We start from the raw sequence: 12,677 nt of genomic DNA on the forward strand, positions 1-12,677 counted from the left end.
AGCAGGTTTGCGTGCGGGATAAAGACCATGCGTTGGAAAACCGTTGTTTCGGGGCAGACCCTCGCATAGTCTTGATACGGGTTTGCGTGGGTTGAAGCGCGAAAATGGTACTCATTGAAAGAGGTTGGACATGGATCCCCTTCGCACAGGTTTTCGCGGTGTTGTCTTTGGATTGGCGCTGGGTACGTCGCCCGTATTGGCGCAGATCGAAACCAAGCAATATGAAGATGGCGCGGTTTATGAAGGGACATTCAAGGGCGGTGTGCAACACGGCATGGGTACACTGCAACTGCCAACGGGTTACGAATATACCGGAGAGTTCATCGAAGGCGAGATCATCGGACAAGGGGTGGCGCGGTTTCCCAACGGCTCGATCTATGAAGGCAGTTTTGCCAAGGGCAAACCCGAGGGGTTCGGCAAGATCACTTTCGCTGACGGTTCGACCTTCGAGGGTGATTGGGTGGATGGCAAGATCAACGGATCGGGGCTGGCGATCTATGCCAACGGCATCAAATACGAAGGCGGATTTCGCAACGCCATGCATCACGGGCAGGGGCGGCTGCAAAGCCCGACTGGCTATGTCTACGAAGGTGACTGGGTCGCCGGCGTGAAAGAGGGGCGCGGCACCTCAACCTATGCTGACGGTTCGTCGTATGATGGTGAGATGCGCGCAGGCGAACGTCATGGCACAGGTGTTCTGACCCAAGCGGATGGTATGATTTTCGATGGCACGTGGGAAAAGGGCCAGATGCAGGGTGAAGGCATCCTGAAACAGGCCAATGGTGACATCTATTCCGGAAACTTCGAAGCGGGGGCCCGTCAGGGGCAGGGTGTGGTCGAATATACCAACGGTGACCGCTATGAAGGGAGCTTCGAAAATGACAAGCGCCAAGGCCAAGGCGTATTCGAAGGTACTGACGGTTATCGCTATGAGGGCAATTGGGTTGCTGGTGTGATCGAAGGTGCGGGCAAAGTGACCTATCCCGACGGCTCGGTTTACGAGGGACAGTTTCGCGATGGACTGGCTGACGGTACGGGCATGATCACCTATCCTGACGGCAACACCTATGAAGGTGAATGGAAAGCTGGCGTGATCGAAGGCAAGGGCGTTGCCCGCTATGCCAATGGCACCGTTTATGACGGCATGTTCAAAGATGCGCTTTATGACGGGCAGGGCAGTTTAACCACAGCGGATGGAACATCCTACATTGGGGAATGGCAAGCGGGTCAGCCGCACGGGCAAGGCCGCTCAGTCTTCGCCGATGGTGCGACATATGAAGGTGGGTTTGTTGGGGGGTTGCGTGAAGGCAAGGGCAAATACACTGTTGCCGAAGGGTTTTCGTATGATGGTGAATGGCTGTCGGGGCTGTTTCACGGGCAGGGTGTGGCGATCTATGCCAATGGCGACCGCTACCAAGGCAGTTTTCAAAAAGGAAAACGTCATGGCGAAGGCGTTGTGACCCGTGCTGATGGCAGTCAGGAAGATGGCACATGGGAAGACGGTGTTATTGCCGGGGCAGCCACAACTTCGCCTGCGCCAGAACTTGACAGTACAGCCGGGGCAGCCGCGGCCGAGGCAAGTACGGACGCCGCTGCCAACTAGGTTTAACCCAGCTAATAAGATAAAATGCTTTATCTCGACAAATACCGCCCTATAGTCGCGCCTATGGCAATGCAGAAACATATCACGACTTCGGGCCCCGCGCTGGGTCTTCTGCTTCTTCTTAGCCGCCTCTGAGCGTGCCGTTTTGGCGCGACCGCTCAGGGGATCCGCCATACGCGCCACGAACCGGCCCGATATCGGGCCACCAAGGCTAAGACATTTCTACTGAAAGATAAGACTATGACCACCACATCGGATCACGTGTTGATTTTCGACACAACTTTGCGTGACGGCGAACAAAGCCCCGGCGCGACCATGACACATGACGAGAAACTGGAAATCGCCGAGATGCTGGACGACATGGGCGTCGACATCATCGAAGCTGGTTTCCCGATTGCGTCCGAGGGCGATTTCGCAGCGGTGAGCGAGATTGCGAAACGGTCGAAAAACTCGGTTATTTGCGGGCTGAGCCGCGCGAATTTTAAAGACATTGACCGCTGCGCCGAAGCTGTGCGGCATGCCACCAAGCCGCGTATCCACACCTTCATCGGCACCTCGCCCCTGCACCGAGAAATTCCCAACCTGACCAAAGACGCGATGGCGGATCTGATCCATGAAACCGTGACTCACGCGCGCAATCTGACGGATGATGTGCAATGGTCTGCGATGGATGCCACCCGCACCGAGCATGACTATCTGTGCCGGGTGATTGAGATTGCGATCAAAGCGGGCGCCACAACGATCAACATTCCCGACACAGTGGGCTATACCGCCCCGCGTGAAAGCGCCGATCTGATCCGCATGCTGATTGAGAAAGTGCCGGGCGCAGACGAGGTAACCTTCGCCACTCATTGTCACAACGATCTGGGCATGGCGACCGCGAACTCGCTGGCGGCGGTTGAGGCTGGGGCGCGCCAGATTGAATGCACCATCAACGGTCTGGGCGAACGCGCGGGCAATACTGCGCTGGAAGAGGTCGTGATGGCCTTGAAAGTGCGCCACGACATCATGCCGTGGGACACAGGCGTGGATACCACCAAGATCATGAACATCTCGCGTCGCGTGGCGCAAGTGTCGGGCTTTGCCGTGCAATACAACAAAGCCATCGTTGGCAAAAACGCCTTCGCCCACGAAAGCGGCATTCATCAGGACGGCATGCTGAAGAATTCTGAGACGTTCGAGATTATGCGCCCCGAAGATGTGGGTCTGTCTGAAACCAGTCTGGTCTTGGGTAAGCACTCGGGCCGGGCTGCGCTGCGCGACCGGCTGAACCAGTTGGGCTTTGACATTGGTGACAACCAGTTGAAAGACGTGTTCGTGCGGTTCAAGGAACTGGCAGACCGCAAGAAAGAGGTGTTTGACGACGACCTGATTGCTCTGATGCGCGACGGGACGGACGCCGCGAATGACCGCATTCAGGTGAAGTTCCTGCGGGTGATCTGCGGGACCGAGGCACCGCAATCCGCTGACCTGACATTGGAAATCGACGGCGTGGACCACCAGAAAACCGCCACCGGCGACGGGCCGGTCGATGCGACGTTCAATGCGATCCAGGCGCTGTTTCCACATGACGCCCGCCTGCAACTGTATCAGGTGCACGCCGTGACCGAAGGGACCGATGCACAGGCAACCGTGTCCGTCCGGATGGAGGAAAACGGCAAGATCGTCACCGGTCAGTCTTCCGACACCGATACGGTGGTGGCATCCGCCAAGGCTTATGTGAACGCGCTGAACAACCTGTTGGTGCGGCGCGAGAAAACCAAGCCCGAAGGCGTTTGAAACATTGACCAACATACGGGCGGGGCTACACTCGCCCGTATGATACGCGCCCTATCCAACCGTACATATGCCACGCTGTTCACAGCACAGGTGGTGGCGTTGTTGGGCACCGGGTTGATGACGATCGCTCTAAGTCTTCTGGCCTACAAGCTGGCAGAGGATGCAGCCGGCGCTGTTCTGGGCACGGCCTTTACGATCAAGATGGTTGCCTATGTCGGACTGTCGCCGGTTCTGGCTGCGATTGCAGAGCGGCTGCCGCGAAAAGCAGTTATGATCGGTGCCGATCTGGTGCGTGCGGCGGTAGCGCTGGCTATGCCATTCGTTACCGAGGTTTGGCAGATCTATCTTCTGATTTTTATGCTACAAACTGCGTCAGCCAGTTTCACGCCGGTGTTTCAGGCGACCATCCCTGATGTGCTAACGGATGAAGACGACTACACGCAGGCGCTTTCCCTGTCGCGTCTAGCCTATGACCTTGAAAACCTTCTCAGCCCAACGCTTGCCGCATTGCTTTTGCTGGTAATCTCGTTCCACGGGCTTTTCGTTGGCACTGTTATAGGATTTCTGGTTTCAGCGGCTCTTGTGGCGTGGACCTCGCTTCCTCAGCGTGAACAGTCTGCGGAAAAAAGACCGTTTCGAGATCGGCTGACTCGCGGCAGTCGGATATATCTTGCGACACCGCGATTGCGCGGTCTATTGGCGTTGAACCTAACGGCCGCTTCGATTGGGGCTTTTGTTCTGGTCAATTCGGTTGTGCTGGTCCGGTCTGAATACGGGTTGGGAGAGCGGTCATTGGGTGTCGCTATGGCGGCATTTGGGGGTGGCTCGATGCTGGCAGCGATCTTACTGCCTCGCGTGCTGAAGCGGGCGCGAGAACGTGATGTGATGGTGCCGTCCGCATTTGCGCTGATAGCTTTGGCCTTTGCCTTCGCCGCGTTAAGTTGGGGCGCGTCGCTTCCTTCTTGGGGGATTTTCTTGACAATTTGGGCGCTGATCGGCGGGCTTTACTCGGCGATCCTGACACCTTCTGGGCGGTTGTTGCGCATCTCGGCCCATTCCGAGGATCGTCCGGCAATCTTTGCGGCGCAGTTCGCTCTGTCTCATGCGTGCTGGCTTGTGACCTATCCCTTGGCAGGTTGGGTCGGTAAAGTTGCGGGTTTGTCGGTTTCACTTCTTATGCTTGGTGGGATGGGCGCGCTGGGCGTTCTCGCCGCGATCAGGTTTTGGCCCTCCACGACCGAACGGATCGTCAAACATAGCCATCCCCACCTGCCTCCTGATCACCCGCACATGAAAGCTTATCACGGTCACGGGCATAGCCATGCACATGCCTTCATCATTGACGATGAGCACAAGGTCTGGCCGACCCACGGTTAAGCAGATGAATGCTTCTTGCAATAACGCAATTTCAGCCTTTCCATCTAAGCAATAAGCCGCTTGTGAATGCGTATTAGGTCTTTCACCCAAGCGTGCCGACCCTTATATATCCATCGGTCTGCGCCCATTTGGGGAATCGCGGACCATAAGGGTATTGAAGCGGGGTAGGCAGTAATGGTTGGGTTTTCGAGTCTGTTTTCGTCGGACATGGCAATTGACCTTGGAACGGCGAACACACTGGTTTACGTGAAGGGCAAGGGAATTGTCTTAAACGAACCTTCGGTCGTTGCCTACCATGTCAAGGACGGGGTCAAAAAGGTGCTGGCCGTTGGTGAAGACGCCAAGCTGATGCTGGGCCGGACCCCCGGTTCCATCGAAGCCATTCGGCCCATGCGCGAAGGTGTGATTGCCGACTTTGACAGCGCGGAAGAGATGATCAAGCATTTCATCCGCAAAGTGCACAAACGCACAACATTCTCGAAGCCGAAAATCATAGTCTGCGTCCCCCACGGTGCCACCCCGGTTGAGAAACGTGCCATTCGCCAATCCGTGATCTCGGCTGGTGCCCGCAAGGCCGGGTTGGTTGCCGAACCGATTGCTGCTGCAATTGGGGCCGGTATGCCGATCACCGATCCGACCGGGAACATGGTCGTCGACATTGGCGGCGGTACCACCGAGGTGGCCGTAATGTCGTTGGGCGATATCGTCTATGCGCGCTCGGTGCGCGTGGGCGGCGACCGAATGGATGATGCGATCATCAACTATCTGCGGCGTCAGCAGAACATTCTTGTGGGCGAAACCACGGCAGAACGGATCAAGACCTCAATCGGCACGGCTCGTATGCCGGACGATGGGCGCGGCGCGTCGCTGAAAATTCGCGGGCGTGACCTGTTGAACGGCGTGCCCAAAGAAACCGAGATTTCTCAGGCACAGGTGGCCGAAGCATTGGCCGAACCCGTGCAGCAAATTTGCGAAGCGGTGATGACCGCACTGGAAGCCACCCCGCCCGATCTTGCGGCGGATATCGTTGACCGTGGCGTGATGCTGACCGGTGGTGGTGCGCTTCTGGGCGAGTTGGACCTTGCGCTGCGTGAACAGACCGGTTTGTCGATCTCGGTCGCGGATGAAAGCCTGAACTGCGTGGCGTTGGGAACTGGCAAAGCGCTGGAGTTTGAAAAGCAACTGCGCCACGTCATCGACTACGACAGCTGACTGTCCCGCCCCGTATCGTTGGGGCTGGTCTCGTCCAGTGTGAGCGGAGGCCATCTTGGCAAAAAAGAGCAATCAGAGCGACATCTATGCCCGCCCGCTGCGCAGGCTGCTGGTCGGGATTCTGATGCTGTGTCTGTTTTTGGTCTTCCTTATCTGGCGCATCGATAGTCCGCGGGTGGAACGCTTTCGCGCTAATCTGGTGGATCGCGTAGTGCCCAGCTTTGACTGGGCTCTGGTGCCGGTCACGAAACTTGTTGGTATGGTCGAGGATTTTCAATCTTATCAGCGAATTTACGAGCAGAATCAGGAATTACGCCGCGAGCTGCAGCAGATGAAAGCCTGGAAAGAGGCCGCCCTTCAGCTGGAACAGGAAAACGCGCAGCTCTTAAACCTGAACAACGTTCGGTTGGACGCACAATTGTCCTATGTCACCGGTGTCGTGTTGACCGACAGCGGGTCGCCGTTTCGCCAATCGGTGCTTCTTAACATAGGCGCGCGTGACGGGATCATTGACGGTTGGGCCACGACGGATGGGCTGGGACTGGCGGGCCGTATTTCGGGTGTCGGTCAGAAAACAAGTCGCGTGATCCTTTTGACCGACAGCAACAGCCGTGTGCCGATCATCGTCCAGCCGTCAGGCCAGACGGCCTTGTTAGTGGGCGATAACTCGGCTGCGCCACCTATTGAGTTTCTGGAGGCTCCCGAGAAGGTGCGCCCCGGCGATCGTGTCGTGTCATCGGGCGATGGCGGGGTTTTCCCAGCAGGGCTTTTGGTTGGGCATGTCGCAATGGGCACCGATCGACGTTTGCGTGTCCGACTATCAGCCGACTATGAAAGATTGGAATTCCTTCGGGTTCTGCGCAGTCATCCCGGTGAGAAGGTGGATGACGACGGGGCGTTGATCGTCTCGACGCCCGCACTTCCCCCGCTTCCAGAACCAACCCTAGAGAGCACGGACCCAGAGGCGCAAGCCGAAGCGCCGGCGACAGGGGGGACGGACGGATGACAGATCATCTTACCCTCATGCGCTGGCTGTTTTCGATCGCGCTTGCCGCAATCGCGGCGGTCGTGCTGTTCGCGCGCCTTTTGCCGATTGATCTGACGCCGGGGCGGTTTCCCGGCCCAGATATCCTGTTAGCCTTCACGTTTGCCTGGGTGCTACGCCGCCCCGACTATGTGCCGGTCTTGCTGGTTGCTGTTCTGTTTTTCCTGATGGATATGCTATTATTGCGTGTCCCGGGCGTCTGGCCTCTGATGGTCGTCGCAGGATCGGAATTCCTGCGTCGTCGCGAATCCGGACTGCGCGAACAGCATTTCCTTGTCGAATGGGGGCTTGTCGCCATGACCCTGTTCGCCATGTTGATTGGGCAACGCGTTCTGTTGGCTGTGTTCTTCGTCGATCAGGTGCCATTTGGGCGGGAGTTGATGCAACTCATTTCGACGGCTGCGGTCTATCCGTTGGTGGTCTTTGTGTCTGTCTTTCTGCTGGGTGTGGAAAAACTGCAGCCCGGGGACGATGCAATCACAAGGCAAGCGTCATGAAACGATCGCCAATTGATACCGAAAAAAGTGCCCGGGGCATCACCCGTCGGGGGTTGTTTCTGGGTGGCTTACAAGTGTCCTTTGCCGCGCTTCTGGTTGGGCGAATGCGGTTTATGCAAGTCGATCAGACCGATGAATACCGCACGCTCGCCGAAGAAAATCGTATCAAGTTTCAGCTGATCCCACCCGCAAGGGGATTGATCCACGACCGCAATGGAAAATTGATTGCGGGTAACGAACAGAACTATCGCATTGTTCTTGTGCGTGAAGATGCGGGTGATCCAGCCAAAGTATTGAACCGGCTTCGAAAAATTATCTGGATCGAGGATGAAGAGGTCGAGCGTATCTTGACAGAGATGAAGCGGCGCAGCTCTTTTGTGCCGGTTACAGTGGCGGATCGCGTCGCTTGGGAAGACGTCGCAGAGGTAGCGATTAACGCGCCCGTTCTACCCGGCATCACCCCCGAAGTCGGCTTGTCGCGCATCTATCCGCGTGCCTCCGATTTTGCACATGTGGTGGGCTATGTTGGTCCGGTGTCCGACTATGACCTGGGCAAGCTGGAAGACCCCGACCCGCTTCTGCAAATCCCGCGCTTTCAGATTGGCAAAAGCGGTGTAGAGGCGAAATTGGAGCTGTCATTGCGTGGTTCTGCCGGCACGCGCGAGGTCGAAGTGAATGCCGTCGGGCGAGAGATGCGTGAGCTGGGGCGCGAAGAAGGGCAAGCGGGGGACAATATCCAGCTTACCATTGATGCGGACCTTCAAGCATATGTTCAGGCGCGGATGGCAGGCGAAAGCGCAGCTGCGGTCGTGATGGACACGCATACCGGTGACGTGTTGGCCATTGGGTCAACGCCATCCTTTGACCCCAACAAGTTTGTACGCGGAATTTCAGGATCGGATTACAAGGCGCTGCTGGATGATCCGTATCGACCGCTCGCGGCGAAACCGGCACAGGGCACGTATCCGCCCGGTTCGACCTTCAAGATGGTGACGGCGCTGGCCGCGCTGGAAGAGGGCGTGATCGGCGTCGGAGAAACAGTGAATTGCCTTGGCCATGTCGAGGTGCACAAACGTCGGTTCCACTGTTGGAAGCGCGTCGGGCACGGCAAGGTCGACCTAGTGAAAAGCCTGCGCGAAAGCTGTGATATCTATTACTATGAGATTGCGCAACGGGTCGGGATCGAGAAGATCGCGGCAATGGCGCGGCGTCTTGGTTTGGGCGATCGTCTTGATCTGCCCTTGTCAGCCGTCGCTCAGGGCTTGGTTCCGGATAAAGCATGGAAAAGAGAAGCCCGCGGGGCGGATTGGGTGATCGGCGACAGTCTGAATGCAGGAATCGGGCAAGGCTTCGTGTTGGCATCGCCCTTGCAACTGGCTGTGATGACGTCGCGGATCGCAACGGGTCAATCTATCTCTCCACGTGTGGTGCGCGCAATCAATGGGGTCGAGCAACCCATCCTGAACGGCGGACCGCTTGGCATCGGGCAAGACAGTCTGCAATTCATTCGGCAGGGGATGTACGAGGTGGTGAACGCCAAACGTGGCACAGGTGGGCGATCCAAGATCGTGGCCGATGGTCTGCGCATGGCTGGCAAGACCGGCACCAGTCAGGTGCGCAACATCACCAAGGCCGAACGCGCGCGCGGTGTTACACGCAACGAAGACTTGCCGTGGAACCGTCGCGATCACGCGCTTTTTGTCTGCTATGCCCCCGCCGAAGCGCCGCGATATGCGGTGTCTGTGGTTGTTGAGCATGGCGGAGGCGGGTCAACAGCCGCCGCCCCGATTGCACGCGATATCCTGCTGCAAACTGTTTACGAAGGCGAACCGCCGCTGGAGGCCTATCCTTCCAGCCAACGTGGCACCATTCGGTCGCGCCAACGCGAGATCGAGGAGATGTTGAGCCGCCCCCCCGCTGAGCGCTTTGTAGATCGGAACGATCAGGCATGAGCTATCTGGAGTATAATGTAAAATACGTGCCGGCGGGTCTGCGCAAGGTGCTTTACGTCAATTGGTTTCTGGTCTTGCTTTTGACCGCTGTAGCGTCGATGGGTTTCCTGATGCTCTATTCCGTGGCTGGGGGCAGCATGGAACCGTGGGCCGCAGCGCAGATGAAGCGGTTTGCCCTGGGCATGACTTTAATGTTCGCAATCGCGATGGTGCCGATCTGGTTTTGGCGCAACATGGCGGGTTTGGGATATATCCTTTCACTGGTTTTATTGATCCTGGTTGAATTCGTGGGTTCGACGGGCATGGGTGCGCAACGGTGGATTGATCTAGGGTTTATTCGCTTGCAACCTTCCGAGCTGTCCAAAATCACATTGGTGATGATCCTTGCCGCCTACTATGACTGGCTGGATATCAAGAAGGTGTCGCGCCCTTTTTGGGTACTGTTGCCGATCATCCTGATCCTGCTGCCTACGGCATTGGTTCTGAAACAGCCGGACCTTGGCACGTCGATCCTTTTGCTTACGGGTGGTGGTGCCATCATGTTTCTGGCCGGTGTCAGTCTTTGGTATTTTGGTGCAGTTATCGCGGCGGGAATTGGTCTTGTGACATCTGTGTTCATGTCGCGCGGCACCGATTGGCAGCTTCTCAAAGACTACCAATACCGCCGTATCGACACGTTTCTTGACCCGTCGTCCGACCCGTTGGGGGCAGGGTACCACATCACCCAGTCGAAAATTGCGTTGGGGTCAGGGGGATGGACCGGGCGGGGCTTCATGCAAGGCACGCAATCACGGCTGAACTTTCTGCCCGAAAAGCAGACGGACTTCATTTTCACCACATTGGCGGAGGAACTTGGGTTCCTTGGTGGTGTATCCCTGCTGGCGCTTTATGTGCTGATCCTTGCGTTTTGTGTCGCATCTGCTCTGCAAAACAAGGATCGCTTCAGTTCGCTTCTGACGCTTGGTGTTGCTGTCACGTTCTTTCTGTTCTTCGCGGTTAATATGTCGATGGTGATGGGCCTTGCCCCAGTCGTTGGTGTACCCTTACCGCTGGTCAGCTATGGCGGATCAGCGATGCTGGTTCTGTTGGTGGGCTTCGGACTCGTGCAAAGCGCGCATGTGCATCGGGCGAGGCAGAAACGGTGACAGTGAACGTCCTATATGCTGGCAACCCGAAACTGTGGTCGGTCTATGACGTGGAGCTGCGCAAAGCTCTGGCCAAGCAGCATATTACTGCCAACGTTTCGGCCGATGTAACACCTGAAGACGTAGATTACATCGTATATGCCCCAAACGGCCCGTTGCAGGATTTCACACCGTACACCCGCGCGAAAGCGGTGCTTGGACTATGGGCCGGGGTTGAGAAGGTGGTGGGCAACCCAACCCTGACGCAACACTATGCAAGGATGGTCGATGACGGCCTGACCCAAGGGATGACCGAATGGGTCACGGGCCACGTTCTGCGTCACCATCTTGGGATGGATCAGTATATTCACCGCACCGATCCGATCTGGCACCAACCAGCCCCGCCTCTGGCGCGCGACCGGACGGTTGCAGTATTGGGTCTTGGGGCGTTAGGGGCTGCGGCGGCTCAGGCACTGCGGGCGTTGGATTTCAAAGTCTGTGGCTGGAGCCGCAGCCAAAAAAACATTGCAGGCATTGACTGTTTTAGCGGAGACGAGGGCTTGCGCAATGTTTTGTCCCGCGCGGAAATTGTAGTTCTTCTTTTGCCCAAGACACCGGCGACCGAGAATATCCTGAACGCCGAGCGTTTGGGTTGGCTGCCGAATGGTGCGGTGATCATCAATCCGGGGCGTGGCCCGTTGATCGACGATGGGGCATTGCTGGCCGCGCTGGACAGTGGGCAGATTGGCCATGCGACCCTCGATGTGTTTCGGGTCGAGCCTTTGCCTGCTGATGACCCTTATTGGGCGCATCCCAAAGTGACAGTTACGCCGCATATTGCTGCGGATACCCGCCCTGCCTCGGCCGCTCGAGTTATTGTCGAAAATATCAGACGAGGTGAGGCAGGCGAGCCTTTATTGCATCTGGTCGACCGCGAAGCAGGATACTGATCTGTTTCGGCGCTTAGAGTTCCATCCAGATCGTCACCGGCCCGTCATTCACCAACGAGACTTTCATGTCTGCCCCGAACTGTCCCTGCCCTGTGGGAATGCCAAGTTTGCGCAAGGCATTTGCAAAGTGATTGTAGAGCCGTTCCCCTTCTGCGGGGCTGGCAGCGGAGGTAAATCCAGGACGGTTCCCGCGCGAGGTATCGGCGGCCAACGTGAACTGGCTGACCACAAGAGCGCCACCATCTGTATCAAGCAACGAGCGGTTCATCTTACCAGCATCATCCTTGAAAATGCGCAGTTTTGCGATCTTGGCAGCCAACGCATTTGCATTGGTGTCGGTGTCGCCCTCCATCGCGCAAACAAGGATCATCAGGCCCGGCCCGGTCTGACCGATCTGAACCCCATCAACTTGAACGGCGGCTTCGCTGACGCGTTGGATCAGGGCTTTCATGTCTCGTCCTCTTGTCCGTGTAGACGCATCCACTCATCCATCGGCGCACGCGAGGTGCGAAAACCGTTCGCTGGGTGTGTTTTATCGGGATAGCCGAACGATATTCCGCTCAGAATGATGCGGTCATCAGGCAATCTAAACCATTCGCGCAAAAACGGAGCATAGGCCGCCACAGCTGCTTGCGGGATCGAAGCCAGACCGAGTGATGTGGCCGCCAACGTGAAGCCTGTGATGAAACCGCCGCAATCGAGATAGGCATTGGGACCAAGCTCAGCCGGAGCGGTTAGCAAGGCGAAGCAGGGCGCCCCGAACAGTCGGAAGTTTTCCATCAGCTGCTGAGCCGACGCGGCCCGGTCGCCCCGAGCCACGCCAACAGCTTTATAAAGTTGCAAGCCGCAGGACTTGCGCCGGGATTGATGCTTTCCTGTATAGGCGCTGGGCCACGGGACATCGGGGGTTTGAGCCGCGGTCATCGCATGGTCATACAGTGCTGTGCGTAGACGGTCTGTTTCAGCGCCCACCGTGATGTCGACTTGCCATGGCTGCGCATTGCACCAGCTTGGCACTTTCTGCGCGGCGGTCAGGATCTGCTCGATTTTGATTGCGGATACCGGATCGGAGCGAAACCCGCGGCAGGAATGCCGAGCGCCAAGTAGCGCTGTGAAATCATCATATTGCATGATGCGG

At 57.2% G+C, this 12,677-nt stretch carries 11 protein-coding genes; 9 read left to right on the plus strand and 2 right to left on the minus strand.

The features are described 5' to 3' along the window. Positions 1-130 precede the first annotated feature (130 nt). From MWU51_RS01190 to MWU51_RS01230, 9 genes are all read left to right on the plus strand, one after another. Complete coding sequence (locus MWU51_RS01190; RefSeq protein ID WP_247033429.1) at positions 131-1,603, plus strand: 2-isopropylmalate synthase; 1,473 nt, start codon at positions 131-133, stop codon at positions 1,601-1,603. A gap of 240 nt (positions 1,604-1,843) precedes the next feature. Beyond that, entirely contained in the window at positions 1,844-3,382 is a 1,539-nt protein-coding gene (locus tag MWU51_RS01195; protein WP_247033430.1) for a 2-isopropylmalate synthase, read from the plus strand. A gap of 39 nt (positions 3,383-3,421) precedes the next feature. Beyond that, a complete protein-coding gene (locus MWU51_RS01200; RefSeq protein ID WP_247033432.1) occupies positions 3,422-4,759 on the plus strand; it encodes an MFS transporter in 1,338 nt (445 codons plus the stop codon). Positions 4,760-4,933: 174 nt separating this feature from the next. Then, positions 4,934-5,971 carry a rod shape-determining protein gene (locus MWU51_RS01205; protein WP_091431404.1) on the plus strand — a complete coding sequence of 346 codons (1,038 nt, stop codon included), beginning with the start codon at positions 4,934-4,936 and terminating at the stop codon, positions 5,969-5,971. 55 nt (positions 5,972-6,026) lie between these two features. Next, positions 6,027-6,977: a rod shape-determining protein MreC gene (mreC, locus tag MWU51_RS01210; RefSeq protein ID WP_247033434.1), complete on the plus strand. Its 951-nt coding sequence runs from the start codon at positions 6,027-6,029 to the stop codon at positions 6,975-6,977. Then, entirely contained in the window at positions 6,974-7,513 is a 540-nt protein-coding gene (locus MWU51_RS01215) for a rod shape-determining protein MreD (protein ID WP_247033436.1), read from the plus strand. Before mreC ends, MWU51_RS01215 begins: the two co-directional genes overlap by 4 nt. Next, positions 7,510-9,465: a penicillin-binding protein 2 gene (gene mrdA, locus MWU51_RS01220; RefSeq protein ID WP_247033438.1), complete on the plus strand. Its 1,956-nt coding sequence runs from the start codon at positions 7,510-7,512 to the stop codon at positions 9,463-9,465. Before MWU51_RS01215 ends, mrdA begins: the two co-directional genes overlap by 4 nt. Further along, on the plus strand, positions 9,462-10,610 hold the full coding sequence (gene rodA, locus MWU51_RS01225; RefSeq protein WP_247033440.1) for a rod shape-determining protein RodA: 1,149 nt from the start codon (positions 9,462-9,464) through the stop codon (positions 10,608-10,610). The genes mrdA and rodA overlap by 4 nt, the downstream gene beginning before the upstream one ends. After that, positions 10,607-11,539, plus strand: a complete 933-nt coding sequence (locus MWU51_RS01230; protein ID WP_247033442.1) for a glyoxylate/hydroxypyruvate reductase A — start codon at positions 10,607-10,609, stop codon at positions 11,537-11,539. Before rodA ends, MWU51_RS01230 begins: the two co-directional genes overlap by 4 nt. 13 nt (positions 11,540-11,552) lie before the next feature. Here the strand turns inward: MWU51_RS01230 and dtd are convergent, their stop codons facing one another. Together dtd and MWU51_RS01240 are read right to left on the minus strand one after the other, a co-directional pair. After that, complete coding sequence (dtd, locus tag MWU51_RS01235; protein ID WP_247033444.1) at positions 11,553-11,990, minus strand: D-aminoacyl-tRNA deacylase; 438 nt, start codon at positions 11,988-11,990, stop codon at positions 11,553-11,555. Beyond that, positions 11,987-12,670, minus strand: a complete 684-nt coding sequence (locus MWU51_RS01240; RefSeq protein WP_247033452.1) for a nitroreductase — start codon at positions 12,668-12,670, stop codon at positions 11,987-11,989. Before MWU51_RS01240 ends, dtd begins: the two co-directional genes overlap by 4 nt. Positions 12,671-12,677 lie beyond the last annotated feature (7 nt).

The sequence above is a fragment of the Aliiroseovarius sp. F47248L genome (genome assembly GCF_023016085.1).
Lineage (GTDB): Bacteria > Pseudomonadota > Alphaproteobacteria > Rhodobacterales > Rhodobacteraceae > Aliiroseovarius.

What these genes read in the sequence shown, in the direction of transcription:
- MWU51_RS01190 (WP_247033429.1), top strand. Translation starts at nt 131, where the DNA reads ATGGATCCCCTTCGCACAGGTTTTCGCGGTGTTGTCTTTGGATTGGCG.
- MWU51_RS01195 (WP_247033430.1), top strand. Translation starts at nt 1,844, where the DNA reads ATGACCACCACATCGGATCACGTGTTGATTTTCGACACAACTTTGCGT.
- MWU51_RS01200 (WP_247033432.1), top strand. Translation starts at nt 3,422, where the DNA reads ATGATACGCGCCCTATCCAACCGTACATATGCCACGCTGTTCACAGCA.
- MWU51_RS01205 (WP_091431404.1), top strand. Translation starts at nt 4,934, where the DNA reads ATGGTTGGGTTTTCGAGTCTGTTTTCGTCGGACATGGCAATTGACCTT.
- MWU51_RS01215 (WP_247033436.1), top strand. Translation starts at nt 6,974, where the DNA reads ATGACAGATCATCTTACCCTCATGCGCTGGCTGTTTTCGATCGCGCTT.
- mrdA (WP_247033438.1), top strand. Translation starts at nt 7,510, where the DNA reads ATGAAACGATCGCCAATTGATACCGAAAAAAGTGCCCGGGGCATCACC.
- rodA (WP_247033440.1), top strand. Translation starts at nt 9,462, where the DNA reads ATGAGCTATCTGGAGTATAATGTAAAATACGTGCCGGCGGGTCTGCGC.
- dtd (WP_247033444.1), bottom strand. Translation starts at nt 11,990, where the DNA reads ATGAAAGCCCTGATCCAACGCGTCAGCGAAGCCGCCGTTCAAGTTGAT.
- MWU51_RS01240 (WP_247033452.1), bottom strand. Translation starts at nt 12,670, where the DNA reads ATGCAATATGATGATTTCACAGCGCTACTTGGCGCTCGGCATTCCTGC.